This window comes from Pantoea sp. OVA07A (assembly GCF_019969975.1).
GTDB lineage: Bacteria > Pseudomonadota > Gammaproteobacteria > Enterobacterales > Enterobacteriaceae > Pantoea > Pantoea agglomerans.
The window spans coordinates 288,731-303,118 of sequence record NZ_JAHXYM010000004.1; the positions used below are offsets into that span (position 1 = coordinate 288,731).

A 14,388-nucleotide genomic window follows, 5' to 3' on the forward strand; every position below is an offset into this window, starting at 1 on the left:
ACTCCAGACTGCATTAAAAATAGTGCGCGGATGATAGCACAGTTGCGATTTGTGCTATCAGCATCACGCCAGGATAGACGCAGGCGTTATCAGCCAGCGCTGCCAGCTGCTCAGAACCGTCTGCCGCTCCGCTGCATAGGCCTCTGGCTCAACGTGGCCGGGCTGTTCCTGCAGGGCGCGATGGTGCAATGCGTCGCGCAGCGTCACATAAGCCTGCATCAGCGCCTGTGCTTCATCGGCGGGCATTTTATGGTACTTCGCCATCAGCTCGAAAATGCGCACATTGTCAGACCAGCGCGTCAGTTCAGGCTGCTCAGCGGCGTAGCGTAAGACAAGATATTGGGCGATGAATTCAATATCGGTGATGCCGCCCGCGTCGGCTTTAATATCCCAGCGACCTTTATGTTTGTTGCTGAGGTGAGCGCGCATCTTTTCACGCATCTCACGCACTTCAGTTTGCAGCGCTTCCGCGGCACGTGGCAGCGACAGAATCGCCTGACGAATCACGCTGAAACGTTCACCCAGTGCCGCCTCGCCAAAGACGACGCGTGCCCGGACCAGCGCCTGATGCTCCCAGGTCCAGGCTTCACTGCGCTGATACTCTTCAAAGGCCTCAAAGGTACTGACCAGCATGCCCGCCGCGCCCGAAGGACGCAGGCGCGCATCCACTTCGTAGAGAATGCCGGAGGAGGTGCGGGTACTGAAAAGATGCATGATGCGCTGGGCGAGGCGCAGATAGAACTGACGGCCATCGATGCTGCGCTCCCCTTCTGTCACCGCGTCTGCCGGGCAGTCATGCAGGAACACCAAATCGAGGTCAGAACTGTAACCCAGCTCCCAGCCACCCAGTTTGCCGTAGCCCAGCACGGCAAAACCGCGTTCATGTTCATTACTCAGATGCGAAGGACGGCCGTAACGCTGCACCATCATATTCCACGCCTGGCGCACCACAGATTCGATAATCGCTTCTGCCAGCCAGGTGAGATGATCGCTGACTTTCATCACCGGCAGCGTTCCGGCGATGTCGGCGGCAGCAATACGCAGATGCTGTGCCTGCTTAAACTGCCGCACCGCTTCCAGCTGCTGCTCTTCGTCCTCGGTAGGGATGCGCAGCAGATACTGACGCAGCTCATCGCGATAGGCATCGGTGGCGGTTGGTTGATAGAGCGTGGCGGGATCGAGCAGTTCATCCAGCAATAAGGGATGACGCGCCAGCTGGCTGGCTACCATCGGTGAGGCGGCGCACAGGCGAATTAAGTGGCGCAGCGCACCATGATATTCGGTCAGCAGCTCCAGATAGGTGCTGCGGGTCAGCACGCCGATCAGCAGCGGCGTCAGGCGACCGAGCGTCACCGCCGCATCTTCACGCGGGCAGACTTCGCTCAGCAGACGCGGCATCAGCTGGTCCAGCGCCTGACGGCCACGCGGGCCGATGGTGCGCCGGTTGATATCCTGACGAAACGCCTCCAGCGTCTGGTGCAGCGTAATCCGCTGCTCGTCACTGAGTTGCGGCACCAGCGGCGCCAGTTCGCTATCCTCCAGCTGGTCCTGCCACAGCACCTGAAACTCTGCCAGCTCACGCTGATCGCCAATCTCAGGGGTATCTTCGCCAATCAGCTCATCGAAGATAGCGCGCACCGCCGCCATCTGGCCGTCGAGCCGGGTCATCAGAGCAGGCCAGTCGGCACAATCCATCGCCCACGCCAGCCGGGCGCGATGCAGTTCATCCTCTGGCAGGGTCTGGGTCTGCTCGTCGCCCAGGCTTTGCAGCAGATTCTCCAGCCGCCGCAGGAACAGGTAGGCAACACGCAACGCATCGACCTGTTCCGCGGGCAGCAGGGCCAGGGTTTTGATCGCCTCCAGCGTCGGCAGCAGTGAGCGCAGCTGCAACGAGCGCTCACGTCCGCCGCGAATCAGCTGGAATACCTGCACGATAAATTCGGTTTCACGGATGCCGCCCGCGCCCAGTTTGATATTGTTCTTCAGCCCACGTCGCCGCACTTCGCGGCTGATCATCCCTTTCATGTTACGCAGTGACTGGATCACGCTGAAGTCGATGTAGCGGCGGTAAACGAATGGCCGCAGCATCTGCTGCAGCTCCAGGCTCCAGCGATCGTGGTCATCACCCATCAGCCGCGCCTTGACCATGGCGTAACGCTCCCAGTCGCGTCCCTGCTCCTGGTAATAATCTTCCAGCGCAGCAAAGCTCATCACCAGCGGGCCGCTGTCGCCAAACGGGCGCAGCCGCATATCCACCCGATAGACAAAGCCATCCATGGTGGGTTGATCCAGCACTTTGATCAGCCGCTGTCCCATGCGGGTAAAGAACTGAGCGTTGTCGAGTTCACGCCGTCCGCCACGCGTTGTGCCGTTTTCCGGCCAGGCAAAGATCAGGTCAATATCAGAAGAAAAATTGAGTTCGCCGCCGCCCAGCTTGCCCATGCCCAGAATCAGCATCGGCTGCGCGTCGCCGTCCGCATTACAGGGCGTACCAAAATCACGACAGCAATCCTGATAAACCCAGTTACGCGCCCGGCTGATCAGTACTTCGGCTAATGCGCTGAGCTGTTGCAGGCTCTGTTCGGTTGTGGCGTGCTGCAGAGACTGCATCCAGGCGATGCGTACCAGCATACGGCGACGAAACAGCCGCAGTTCACGCATCAGGCTCGCTTCACTGTCGATGCCGCTAAGCGCCTGATTGAGCCACGCAGAGTAGTGTTGCCACTCATCAGGCTGCGGCGGCTGGTCGAGCATCGCCTGCCACCAGTCGGGATGTTGTTGCAGGTTTTCCAGCACAAAATCGCTGAAAGCCAGACCGGCAGCCTGCTCCGGGCTTAACGAAGCCAGCGGAACCCCAAGCTGTCGGGCGGCCTCTTCGGCCTGGTCGCGTAGCAACGCGGGAAGTGCTGACAACATAACTCCCTCCTTGATGGCGTGACGGAATGCCCGTTAGCGGCCAGCGCCGCTGGTGAGCCAGAACGGAGGCTGTTTCAGCGCCTGCATCGCCAGCCAGGCTAACCCGGACGTCTGTTTTTCATGAATTGCCGACAGCAGCTGTTGCCACGGGTCGAGCCAGCTGACGACCGCCTCAGACGGATAGAATCCCGCCAGCAGGTGGACGGTAAGCAATTGGCGCGCCAGACGGGTGGCTTTGTCCTGATACTCGTTGGGTTGTTTTACCGTGATGAACGTTTCTCTCAGATCGGCATTGACGCGGCTCAGCATAATGTCGCTGAAGCGTTTATAGGACCCCTGCAGCTTGGCTTCCCCTTTGGCATCGATCCACTGACGCCACTGAGATTCAGCCAGCCAGTGTGTCAGCGCCAGCTGCGTCTCAACCGAGAGGGAAGATAAGCAGAAAGTGGCAGCATCCTGCTCTTCATTCACCAGCGTCTCTTCCAGCGTGGTCAGCTGCTGACGCAGCGCACTGCTGGCTTTACGCGGCACCAGCGCACCAAACAGGCTGAACGCCTGACGCAGCAGATCCAGCGCTTCGCGCACCGCATCCTGGGCCGCCGCATTGCCGCGCAGCCAGACTTCTTCATGATATTGCCAGTGATGAAGTCCTGCCGACATCGCGGCCACCATGCCCTGCTCTACGGTGGCTTTGGCGCCCGCTTTCAGCAGCGGGAAAGGCTGTATCTGGCGCGGCGGATTACCCTGCGCCAGCTGATAGCCGCGGGCGGCTTTGCTCAGGCTGCCCATACGCAGACCGCCCAGCGCCACCAGCTGCTGTGCGAAGGCCAGCAGATCCTGGCGTTCGCCACGTTTCAGCTCCAGCTCGATCTCGCACAGCGGTTCGCTGAGATCACCTGCCGTGACCTCGCCCTGATCAAACGCCACTTCAATTTCACTGTTGCCTGTGGTGATCAGCCAGATCTCGCGCTGGAAATGGGTGGTGAACAGGGGCTGCAAGCGCGGCTGCAGCGCCGCGACATCGGTGCCCTGCGGCCAGATCTCTGCCGGCAGGCGTGCAATGTCCAGAACCGGTTCGCTGAGCTCAACGTTGTATTCCGGGCGCTGATGCAGTCCGCCGAGCGTCTGCCCCGCCGCTTTCAGCGTCATTTCATAACGCTGGTCAACGCCGCGGATACGCAATCCCATATTCCAGCGTCGTAGCTGGTTGTCGTCGGTTTCAAAGTAGATGTTGGTCAGCTCGCGAGCAGCCTGATGCTGATGCGGCAGAGTGGAGAGCAGTTCAGCCAGTTTCCCGGCCGCCTGTGGAGTTGCAATGAACTTTAGTTCGATTTCGATGGTCATAATTTTTTATTCACTACGCCGCTGGCACTTAAGAGGGTGTTTCCTGCATATTTCAGGCGATTATCAGCAGGTTACTCAAGCTGTCGCCTGGAGGGCAAGGGGTTATCAGGCGAAGATTAATGCACAGAAGCCGCGCTGTCTCTGCTTTCTTTGCTCTTTCGCAGACCTTTTCGCACTCTCATGAGACCAGGATAGTTCTCATTCAGATTTATGCGAGGCCTCTCCAGACTGTGCCGGTAAATTTTTAGTCAGACTAAGCCAAACGAAATCGAATGAAAAAAATTACTCTCGCTGGACTCACTTTGCTTGCCCTTAGCACCCTTGCACCTGCCCATGCCGAAGAAAAACGCTATGTTTCTGATGAACTTTCAACCTGGGTTCGCAGCGGACCGGGCGATCAGTTTCGCCTGCTCGGTAAGCTGAACGCCGGGGAAGAGGTGCAGCTGCTACAGACCAACAATGACACGCATTATGGCCAGATCCGTGATTCGGAAGGCCGTACCACCTGGATTCCCCTGTCGCAGCTCAGTGCTAATCCGAGCCTGCGCACCCGGGTGCCTCAGCTTGAGCAGCAGGTGAAAGATCTGACCGCCAAACTGGATAACATCGACAACAGCTGGAACCAGCGCACGGCTGAGATGCAGAACAAAGTCGCCAGCAGCGACGGCGTTATCAACGGGCTGAAAGGCGAGAATCAGAAGCTGAAAAATGAGCTGATCGTCGCGCAGAAGAAAGTCAGCGCCGCTAACGTTCAGCTGGATGATAAGCAGCGCACCATCATCATGCAGTGGTTTATGTATGGCGGCGGCGTGCTGGGCGTCGGCCTGCTGCTGGGCCTGTTACTGCCGCACATGCTGCCACGCCGTAAGAAAAGCGATCGCTGGATGAACTGACACCATTTAGCCGGATTTGAGCAGGGGATCGCAGGATCCCCCTTTTGGCATGTCTGCAATCCGGGGAATCTGTGCAACAATAAAATGATATGCACCGCTGATTTCAGGCGCGGGACGCGCCCGGCGTGCAGGTCATTTCTTTTTCTCTGGAGTTTTGCGTGAAGACGTTTCTTGTTGGCGGTGCGGTGCGTGATGCGCTGCTGAATCTGCCGGTTACAGACAAAGATTGGGTGGTGACAGGTTCCACGCCCGAAGCCATGCTTGAGCAGGGCTATCACCAGGTCGGTCGCGATTTTCCCGTTTTCCTGCATCCCGTCAGTCGCGAAGAGTATGCGCTGGCACGTACCGAGCGGAAAAACGGGAAAGGCTACACCGGCTTTGTCACCTGGTCCGCGCCCGACGTGACGCTGGAGCAGGACTTACAGCGCCGCGATCTGACCATCAATGCGATTGCGCAGGATGAAAACGGCGTGCTGGTTGATCCTTATAATGGCCAGCGTGATATTGCCCTGCGCCTGCTGCGTCACGTCTCCGACGCCTTCAGTGAAGATCCGCTGCGGGTACTGCGCGTTGCGCGCTTTGCGGCGCGTTTTGCCCATCTCAACTTTCGTATTGCCCCCGAAACCCAGCTGCTGATGCAGCAGATGGCCGAAAGCGGCGAGCTGTCGAATCTCACTGCTGAGCGGGTGTGGAAAGAGACGGAAAAGGCGCTGAGTTCCCGTAATCCGCAGGTCTATTTTCAGGTCCTGCGCGACTGCGGTGCATTGCAGGTGCTGTTTCCTGAGCTGGATAATCTGTTTGGTATTCCTGCGCCGATTAAGTGGCACCCGGAGATCGACACTGGCGTCCATACGCTGATGACACTGGCGATGGCCGCCGCCCTCTCCAGTGAGATCGAGGTGCGCTTCGCCACGCTGTTCCATGACGTCGGCAAGGCGCTGACGCCGCCTGAGTTGTGGCCCAGCCACCACGGTCATGGTCTGGCGGGCGTTCCGCTGGTCGAGGCGCTATGCCAGCGACTGCGGGTGCCAAACGCGATTCGCGATCTGGCGCTGATAGTGACCGAATTTCACGACGTGGTGCACACCATTGAACGGCAATCCGCCGCGTCGCTGGTAGCACTGTTTGACCGGATCGATGCCTGGCGTAAGCCGCAGCGCGTTGAGCAGATGGCGCTGACCAGTGAAGCGGATGCGCGCGGGCGAGCCGGACTGGAGAGCATGCCTTATCCGCAGGGCGACTATCTGCGTCGTGCTTTTGCGCTGGCGCAGGCGGTGCCGACCAAAGCGGTGGTCGAGGCGGGATTTAAAGGTGCAGAAGTGCGGGAAGAGTTGACGCGACGACGGATTGACGCCGTCGCGCAGGGTCTGGCGATTACGCAGCCTGACTAGCAGGCTGCGTGGGCTTTACATGAAGACCATGTAAACCGCGGCTGCCACAATAAAGCGGTAGATCGCGAACGAGACAAATGAGATGCGTTTGATCAGCTGAAGGAAGGCTTTAATCGCAATCAGCGCCACGATAAACGCCGTGACAAAGCCCACCGCGAACATCGGGAAATCCGCCATCGTCAGGAAGCCGATGCTCTTGTACAAATCCAGTACAGTCGCACCCATCATCATTGGCACTGCCAGGATGAAGGAGAACTCCGACGCGGCATAGCGGCTCACGCCCATCAGCATGCCACCGGAGATGGTTGCACCGGAACGTGAGAAGCCCGGCCACAGCGCTAAGCACTGGAAACAGCCAATCATCAACGCCTGACGATAGGTAATATCATCGACGCCCACCGCTTTCGGCTGTTTTGGCTTAAGGTACTCAGCTGCCAGCAGCAGCACACCACCTACCACCAGGGCGTACATCACGTTGATTGGATTAAACAGCGTTTTGATCTGATCGTGCAGCACCAGACCCACGACCACCGCCGGTACCATACCCAGCAGGATATGGATCAGCGACAGACGGCCAGTGCCGACGCCTTCATGTTTAACTTCGCCAAAGTGGATGCCGATCAGGCCAAACAGACGGCGCCAGAACATCACTACTACAGCCAGAATCGATCCTAACTGGATCACAACTTCAAAGGTCTCGGCTTTTTCACCCTCAAAGCCCAGCAGGTGACCCACTATAATCATGTGCCCGGTGGAAGAGACCGGTAAAAATTCGGTCAGCCCTTCCACAACGCCCAGGATTGCAGCTACCCAAAGCTGATGAATATCTGCCATCAAATGTTTCCTCTATCCGTTTCAAAACCATTAAAAAGGCGGTAGCGCGTGGCTATCGCCTGAAATCATGCCGCTATCAGCCTGAATTAAACCTTAAGGTCTACACCATTTCGCCTGCTGTAACGAAACGGTACACGCTATGACAGACAGTAATTTGGTTTGGTTTCATTGTGATGGCAATCACATCGTATTTATTTAGGAATAGTCCCGCGCTCAATTCGCACGCCAACCTGTGCTGCCTGGGCTACAGCCCCCGGTTTGCTTACCTTTATGCGGACGCCAGGCGAATTGAAACGGTTCATCAACAGATCCGCGATTTCTTCAGCAACCCGTTCAACCAGCGCAAAACGACTGCCGGTAAGATGCGTCAGAATCGCCGAGGAGACATCCGCATAGCTGAGACAATCTTTCACATCGTCGCTGCTGGCCGCCAGACGGTTATCCCAGGCCATTTCGACATCGAGCACCAGCTTCTGCTGTATGCCCTGTTCCCAGTCGTAAACGCCAATAGTGGTGAAGACCGTGAGTTGTTCTATAAATACGATATCCATGATGAGAGTCTCTGTTTTTGGCTAAGCCGGATACCACTTCCGGCTGATTATGCGTATTATCCACGGTTAAAGAGATCAAAACGACCCTAAAGGGAACGGTACGGTGTTATGAGTGCTTTCGCGCTTGGTATGATTATTTTCGCGTATCTTTGCGGTTCGATTTCCAGTGCGATTCTGGTTTGCAAACTCGCTGGCCTGCCCGATCCGCGCACACACGGTTCCGGCAATCCGGGTGCCACCAACGTCCTGCGTCTGGGCGGTAAAACCGCAGCAGCCAGCGTATTAGTGTTTGATGTGCTGAAAGGGATGGTGCCGGTCTGGCTGGCCTATCTGATGCACGTGACTCCGCTCTATCTCGGCCTGACCGCCATTGCCGCCTGTCTGGGTCATATCTATCCGGTGTTCTTTCACTTTCGCGGTGGCAAGGGTGTGGCGACGGCATTTGGCGCGATTGCGCCGATTGGCTGGGACTTAACCGGGCTGGTGACCGGCACCTGGCTGTTAACGGTCTTACTCAGCGGCTATTCCTCGCTGGGTGCCATCGTCAGCGCGCTGATCGCGCCTTTTTATGTGTGGTGGTTCAAACCGCAGTTCACCTTCCCGGTTTCCATGCTCTCCTGTCTGATCCTGCTGCGTCATCACGACAATATTCAGCGGCTGTGGCGGGGTCAGGAAGGCAAGATCTGGAAGCGCAAAAAGAAATCTCAGCCATAAAAAAAGCCGGCAAGCCGGCTTTTTTCACATCAGATGGCGGGCAGTTCCGCCAGCGGCCAGCGCGGTCGCACGCTGACGCTTAACTCTCCCCGCGTTCCGCCTTTTAACCGCACCATGCCCGCATACGCGATCATCGCACCGTTATCGGTACAGAACTCCGGGCGGGCGTAGAACACTTCACCGCCGCGCTTTTGCATCATGATCGCCATCTGCTCGCGCAGTGTGCGGTTAGCGCTGACGCCACCGGCAATCACCAGACGCTTAAAGCCGGTCTGATCCAGCGCACGCTTACATTTGATCGACAGCGTATCCACCACCGCATCTTCAAAGGCGCGGGCGATGTCAGCACGGGTCTGAGCATCATCATCATTGGCGCGGATGGTATTAGCGGCGAAGGTTTTCAGGCCGGAGAAGCTGAAATCCAGGCCCGGACGATCGGTCATCGGACGCGGGAAGGTAAAACGTCCCGCCGTGCCCTGCTGCGCCATCTTCGACAGCATTGGCCCGCCCGGATAATCCAGCCCAAGCAGCTTGGCCGTTTTGTCGAACGCTTCACCCGCGGCATCATCGATCGATTCACCCAGCAGCGCGTATTCACCAATGCCGGTGACGCTAATCAGCTGCGTATGTCCGCCCGACACCAGGAGTGCGACAAACGGAAATTCCGGCGGATTCTCTTCCAGCATCGGCGCCAGCAGGTGGCCTTCCATATGGTGGACCGGCACGGCGGGGACTTTCCAGGCAAACGCCAGGGCGCGGCCAATGGTGGCACCAACCAGCAGCGCACCGACCAGTCCAGGGCCTGCTGTGTAAGCCACCGCGTCGATCTGCTGCGGCTCCAGACCGGCCTCTTTCAGCGCAGCCTGAATCAACGGCACAGTTTTACGCACGTGATCACGTGAGGCCAGTTCCGGCACCACACCGCCATAATCGGCGTGCAGTTTTACCTGGCTGTAGAGTTGGTTAGCCAGTAATCCGGCCTCGTCATCATAGATTGCGATGCCGGTTTCATCGCACGACGTTTCAATACCCAGAATTCGCATTGCATCACCTCATTCTTGCGGCGCGCAGTTTATCACAGCAATTGGATGTGCAGCGCGGGCATCCACCGTAAAAAGTCATTTTCTGTCGGCTAAAGAGTGCGCTATACTCCCGCCCCTGGAAAAACCGGCAGCCGCACAGGCAAACGCTCCTGTTGGTTTCAAATTATCCATGGTGCTTTACAAACCAACTTGAGTTGGAGTAAAATGCTGCACCATTTTGAAATGTGCTGGCGCCGCAGTCAGCAGCAAAAACCGAATTTTATCGAGGTGAGAGTTACATGCCGGTAATTAAAGTACGTGAAAACGAGCCATTTGACGTAGCACTGCGTCGCTTCAAGCGTTCATGCGAGAAAGCAGGCGTTCTGGCTGAAGTTCGTCGTCGTGAGTTCTATGAAAAACCGACTACCGAACGTAAGCGCGCTAAAGCGTCAGCAGTTAAGCGTCACGCCAAGAAACTGGCTCGCGAAAACGCACGCCGCACTCGTCTGTACTAAGTCGTTCCGGAGGTCCGCCTCCACCGCGTGATTCACGCAGACAGAGTCAAGTAAAAGGCCGTGCTTTCCGAAAGGAAGCGCGGCTTGTTGCCGTTTATGAGCTGAAAATCTGGGGCGTATGGCTGGACGAATTCCACGCGTATTTATCAACGATTTACTTGCCCGCACGGATATCGTGGATCTTATCGATGCCCGCGTTAAGCTGAAAAAGCAGGGTAAGAATTTCCATGCGTGCTGTCCTTTCCATAATGAAAAAACGCCCTCTTTCACCGTAAACGGCGAAAAGCAGTTCTATCACTGTTTCGGCTGTGGTGCACACGGCAACGCTATCGACTTTTTAATGAACTTTGATCGTCTGGAGTTTGTTGAAAGTATTGAAGAGTTAGCCACTTCCCACGGTTTAGACGTGCCTTATGAAGCAGGCAGCGGGCCCAGCCAGATGGAACGCCATCAGCGCCAGAGCCTGTATCAGCTGATGGAGAACCTGAACGGTTTTTATCAGCAGGGTCTGCAGCAATCCAGTGCGCAGCCAGCACGCGACTATCTTGATCGTCGTGGTCTGAGCGCCGAAATCATCAATCACTTCGCCATAGGTTACGCGCCAGCCGGCTGGGATAACGTTCTCAAGCGTTTTGGTAAGCAATCGGAAGATCGCGAGTCATTGATGGAAGCGGGCATGCTGGTCAGCAATGACAAAGGCCGTACTTATGACCGGTTTCGCGACCGCGTCATGTTTCCGATCCGCGATAAGCGTGGGCGCGTCATAGGTTTTGGCGGACGCGTGCTGGGTAACGATACGCCGAAGTATCTGAACTCGCCGGAAACACCTATTTTCCATAAAGGCCGCCAGCTCTATGGCCTTTATGAAGCCGTTAAGAACCATCCTGAACCCGCCCGCCTGTTAGTGGTTGAGGGATACATGGACGTGGTTGCGCTGGCGCAGTACGGGATAGATTATGCCGTCGCGTCATTAGGCACCTCCACCACTGCTGAACACATTCAGTTGCTGTTCCGCAGTACCGACACCGTGATCTGCTGTTACGACGGCGACAGGGCTGGTCGTGAAGCGGCATGGCGTGCGCTTGAAACCGCATTGCCTTACATGAATGATGGTCGTCAGCTACGCTTTATGTTTTTACCCGATGGTGAAGACCCGGATACGCTGGTACGCAAAGAGGGTAAAGACGCCTTCGAAGCGAGGATGGAGCAGGCGATGCCGCTCTCTTCGTTTTTATTTGATAGCCTGCTGCCGCAGGTGGATCTGAGCTCACGCGACGGAAAAGCGCGCCTGAGCACGCTGGCTTTACCGCTGATTACGCAGATCCCTGGTGAGACCTTACGTATTTATATGCGTCAGGAACTGGGGAATAAGCTGGGTATTCTTGACGACAATCAGCTTGAAAAGCTGATGCCGAAGCTGGCCGCAAGCGGAACGACGCCGGTAGCGCCACCGCTGAAGCGTACCACTATGCGCGTGCTGATCGCGTTGCTGATTCAGAGTCCGCAGCTGGCCACCCTGGTGCCTTCGCTTGATGGGTTGTCTGAGTCAAAAATGCCGGGTTTACCGCTATTTATTGAATTAGTGGGCCGTTGTAATGAGAATCCTGGATTGACCACCGGTCAGCTACTAGAGTTATATCGCGGAACAAATTTTAGTCAGACGCTTGAAACACTGGCGATCTGGAACCACATGATAGTAGATGAGGAAGCCGAAGCGGTGTTTCAGGACTCGCTGGCCAGCATCTACGACTCTGCTCTTGAAGAGCGCCTGGAGTTTTTGATTGCGCGTGAACGCACCCAGGGACTGAGCGCCGATGAGCGCCGGGAACTCTGGACTCTCAGTCAGGCGTTTGCCAGAAAGTAACTGTTTTCAGCACGCTGCCCGTTCTGACAGATGAAAGGGCAGATTGCCTGTTTTAGTGCCGCTGACACCCGTTTCGCTACCGTGAACAGTCCGGGACCGAAATAGTCCGCAGTACCAGGTTTAAAGGCCTCTGGCGTAGAGCCGGGTCCTTAGCACACATTTTAAAGGCCGCAGGCGTCGAAGCCAGTCTGGTCACCGCCAGCGCACAGCTTCCGGAGCGTACTGAAGTACGTGAGGAAAGCGAGCACTGCCGGGGACAAGAATGGCAAGTAAGCCAGGCCATTAGCACAGAGTTTATACAAGCGGCTTAAGTGCCGATTACTGATGGGCAAAGCCCACGCCGCGACGAAGGCAGCGGCAAGAATTAAATGCCTTTACTGCTATTGTTGGCTCGCTGCCGACCGACACCAATCTAATTTAACAGAAGTGTGGATACCGTCTTATGGAGCAAAACCCGCAGTCACAGCTCAAGCTTCTTGTCACCCGTGGTAAGGAGCAAGGCTATCTGACCTATGCTGAGGTCAATGACCATCTGCCGGAAGATATCGTCGACTCAGATCAGATCGAAGACATCATCCAGATGATTAACGACATGGGTATTCAGGTGGTTGAAGAAGCCCCGGATGCCGACGATCTGATGCTGAACGAAAACAGCTCCGATACTGACGAAGATGCCGCGGAAGCTGCCGCTCAGGTGTTATCCAGCGTTGAATCTGAAATCGGGCGTACCACTGACCCGGTCCGCATGTATATGCGTGAAATGGGTACCGTTGAACTGCTGACGCGCGAAGGCGAAATTGACATCGCTAAGCGTATTGAAGACGGTATCAACCAGGTTCAGTGTTCTGTAGCCGAATACCCTGAAGCGATTACGTATCTTCTGGATCAGTACGACAAAGTTGAAGCAGGCGAATCACGCCTCTCCGATCTGATCACCGGTTTCGTCGATCCTAACGCAGAAGAAGATATCGCCCCAACGGCAACGCACGTGGGCTCTGAACTTTCTGAAGCCGATCGTAAGGACGATGAAGAAGAAGATGAGGAGGATGATGACAGCTCCGACGACGATAACTCAATCGATCCGGAACTGGCGCGCGAGAAGTTTTCTGACCTGCGTAAGCAATATGAAACTACCCGCGCAGTGATTAAAAGCAAAGGTCGCAGTCATGCTGCCGCCGTTGCTGAAATCCAGAACCTCTCTGATGTCTTCAAGCAGTTCCGCCTGGTACCGAAGCAGTTCGATTACCTGGTAGGCAGCATGCGCACCATGATGGAACGCGTCCGTACGCAGGAACGTCTGATCATGAAGCTCTGTATTGAGCTGTGCAAAATGCCGAAGAAAAACTTCATCACGCTGTTTACCGGCAACGAAACCAATGAAACCTGGTTCAAAGCCGCTCTGGCCATGAACAAGCCGTGGTCTGAAAAGCTGCTGGAAGTGCAGGATGACGTGACACGTTCCCTGCAGAAACTGGCGCAGGTTGAAGAAGAGACCGGTCTGACCATTGAACAGGTCAAAGACATTAACCGTCGCATGTCGATCGGTGAAGCCAAAGCACGTCGCGCCAAGAAAGAGATGGTGGAAGCTAACCTGCGTCTGGTTATTTCGATTGCCAAGAAATATACCAACCGCGGTCTGCAGTTCCTTGACCTGATTCAGGAAGGTAATATCGGCCTGATGAAAGCGGTAGATAAGTTTGAATATCGCCGTGGTTACAAGTTCTCAACCTATGCGACCTGGTGGATCCGTCAGGCTATCACCCGCTCTATCGCCGACCAGGCGCGTACCATCCGTATTCCGGTGCATATGATTGAGACCATCAACAAGCTCAACCGTATTTCACGCCAGATGCTGCAGGAGATGGGCCGCGAACCTACGCCGGAAGAGCTGGCTGAACGTATGCTGATGCCAGAAGATAAAATCCGCAAGGTGCTGAAAATCGCTAAAGAGCCGATCTCTATGGAGACGCCGATTGGTGATGATGAAGATTCACATCTGGGCGATTTTATCGAAGACACCACGCTGGAGCTGCCGCTGGATTCTGCTACCTCAGAGAGCCTGCGTTCTGCGACCCATGACGTGCTGGCTGGCCTGACCGCGCGCGAAGCGAAAGTGCTGCGCATGCGTTTCGGTATCGATATGAACACTGACCATACGCTGGAAGAAGTGGGCAAACAGTTCGACGTTACGCGTGAGCGTATTCGTCAGATTGAAGCCAAAGCTCTGCGTAAACTGCGCCATCCGAGCCGTTCGGAAGTGCTGCGCAGCTTCCTCGACGATTAAGTCAGACAAAAACCCCGGTTCGCCGGGGTTTTTTATGCCTGCCTGTTACTGCCTCTCCCC

Annotated in this window: 11 protein-coding genes; 6 read left to right on the forward strand and 5 right to left on the reverse strand. The window is 56.2% G+C overall.

What is annotated here, in order from left to right; translation table 11 throughout:
* Positions 1–63 precede the first annotated feature (63 nt).
* The gene (glnE, locus tag LC417_RS15085; RefSeq protein ID WP_223566089.1) at positions 64–2,916 is read right to left on the reverse strand and encodes a bifunctional [glutamate--ammonia ligase]-adenylyl-L-tyrosine phosphorylase/[glutamate--ammonia-ligase] adenylyltransferase; all 2,853 of its coding nucleotides are present in this window, start codon (positions 2,914–2,916) and stop codon (positions 64–66) included.
* Between the two features lie 33 nt (positions 2,917–2,949).
* A complete protein-coding gene (locus LC417_RS15090) occupies positions 2,950–4,260 on the reverse strand; it encodes an inorganic triphosphatase (RefSeq protein WP_033769845.1) in 1,311 nt (436 codons plus the stop codon).
* A 272-nt stretch (positions 4,261–4,532) separates the two neighbouring features.
* Between LC417_RS15090 and LC417_RS15095 the strand changes: the two genes are divergently transcribed.
* Complete coding sequence (locus tag LC417_RS15095) at positions 4,533–5,153, forward strand: TIGR04211 family SH3 domain-containing protein (protein WP_010671133.1); 621 nt, start codon at positions 4,533–4,535, stop codon at positions 5,151–5,153.
* Positions 5,154–5,311: 158 nt separating this feature from the next.
* On the forward strand, positions 5,312–6,544 hold the full coding sequence (locus tag LC417_RS15100; protein ID WP_045139609.1) for a multifunctional CCA addition/repair protein: 1,233 nt from the start codon (positions 5,312–5,314) through the stop codon (positions 6,542–6,544).
* A 15-nt stretch (positions 6,545–6,559) separates the two neighbouring features.
* On the opposite strand, the gene bacA is transcribed toward LC417_RS15100, so the two are convergent.
* Together bacA and folB are read right to left on the reverse strand one after the other, a co-directional pair.
* Positions 6,560–7,378, reverse strand: a complete 819-nt coding sequence (gene bacA, locus LC417_RS15105; RefSeq protein WP_010671134.1) for an undecaprenyl-diphosphate phosphatase — start codon at positions 7,376–7,378, stop codon at positions 6,560–6,562.
* A gap of 191 nt (positions 7,379–7,569) precedes the next feature.
* On the reverse strand, positions 7,570–7,929 hold the full coding sequence (folB, locus tag LC417_RS15110; protein ID WP_010249061.1) for a bifunctional dihydroneopterin aldolase/7,8-dihydroneopterin epimerase: 360 nt from the start codon (positions 7,927–7,929) through the stop codon (positions 7,570–7,572).
* Positions 7,930–8,037: 108 nt separating this feature from the next.
* Between folB and plsY the strand changes: the two genes are divergently transcribed.
* On the forward strand, positions 8,038–8,643 hold the full coding sequence (gene plsY, locus LC417_RS15115) for a glycerol-3-phosphate 1-O-acyltransferase PlsY (protein ID WP_010249063.1): 606 nt from the start codon (positions 8,038–8,040) through the stop codon (positions 8,641–8,643).
* A gap of 29 nt (positions 8,644–8,672) precedes the next feature.
* On the opposite strand, the gene tsaD is transcribed toward plsY, so the two are convergent.
* Entirely contained in the window at positions 8,673–9,686 is a 1,014-nt protein-coding gene (gene tsaD, locus LC417_RS15120) for a tRNA (adenosine(37)-N6)-threonylcarbamoyltransferase complex transferase subunit TsaD (RefSeq protein ID WP_010249066.1), read from the reverse strand.
* Positions 9,687–9,964: 278 nt separating this feature from the next.
* On the opposite strand from tsaD, the gene rpsU reads away from it, so the two are divergent.
* The 3 genes from rpsU to rpoD all read left to right on the forward strand — a co-directional run bounded on the left by rpsU (position 9,965) and on the right by rpoD (position 14,328).
* Complete coding sequence (gene rpsU, locus LC417_RS15125; RefSeq protein WP_001144069.1) at positions 9,965–10,180, forward strand: 30S ribosomal protein S21; 216 nt, start codon at positions 9,965–9,967, stop codon at positions 10,178–10,180.
* A gap of 118 nt (positions 10,181–10,298) precedes the next feature.
* Entirely contained in the window at positions 10,299–12,044 is a 1,746-nt protein-coding gene (dnaG, locus tag LC417_RS15130) for a DNA primase (RefSeq protein WP_010699748.1), read from the forward strand.
* 442 nt (positions 12,045–12,486) lie between these two features.
* Positions 12,487–14,328 carry an RNA polymerase sigma factor RpoD gene (gene rpoD, locus LC417_RS15135; RefSeq protein ID WP_010699749.1) on the forward strand — a complete coding sequence of 614 codons (1,842 nt, stop codon included), beginning with the start codon at positions 12,487–12,489 and terminating at the stop codon, positions 14,326–14,328.
* Positions 14,329–14,388: the final 60 nt, after the last annotated feature.

Bases quoted from the DNA above. Each gene is read 5' to 3' on its own strand.
- glnE (WP_223566089.1), bottom strand. From the start codon at position 2,916: ATGTTGTCAGCACTTCCCGCGTTGCTACGCGACCAGGCCGAAGAGGCC.
- LC417_RS15090 (WP_033769845.1), bottom strand. From the start codon at position 4,260: ATGACCATCGAAATCGAACTAAAGTTCATTGCAACTCCACAGGCGGCC.
- LC417_RS15095 (WP_010671133.1), top strand. From the start codon at position 4,533: ATGAAAAAAATTACTCTCGCTGGACTCACTTTGCTTGCCCTTAGCACC.
- bacA (WP_010671134.1), bottom strand. From the start codon at position 7,378: ATGGCAGATATTCATCAGCTTTGGGTAGCTGCAATCCTGGGCGTTGTG.
- folB (WP_010249061.1), bottom strand. From the start codon at position 7,929: ATGGATATCGTATTTATAGAACAACTCACGGTCTTCACCACTATTGGC.
- plsY (WP_010249063.1), top strand. From the start codon at position 8,038: ATGAGTGCTTTCGCGCTTGGTATGATTATTTTCGCGTATCTTTGCGGT.
- tsaD (WP_010249066.1), bottom strand. From the start codon at position 9,686: ATGCGAATTCTGGGTATTGAAACGTCGTGCGATGAAACCGGCATCGCA.
- rpsU (WP_001144069.1), top strand. From the start codon at position 9,965: ATGCCGGTAATTAAAGTACGTGAAAACGAGCCATTTGACGTAGCACTG.
- dnaG (WP_010699748.1), top strand. From the start codon at position 10,299: ATGGCTGGACGAATTCCACGCGTATTTATCAACGATTTACTTGCCCGC.
- rpoD (WP_010699749.1), top strand. From the start codon at position 12,487: ATGGAGCAAAACCCGCAGTCACAGCTCAAGCTTCTTGTCACCCGTGGT.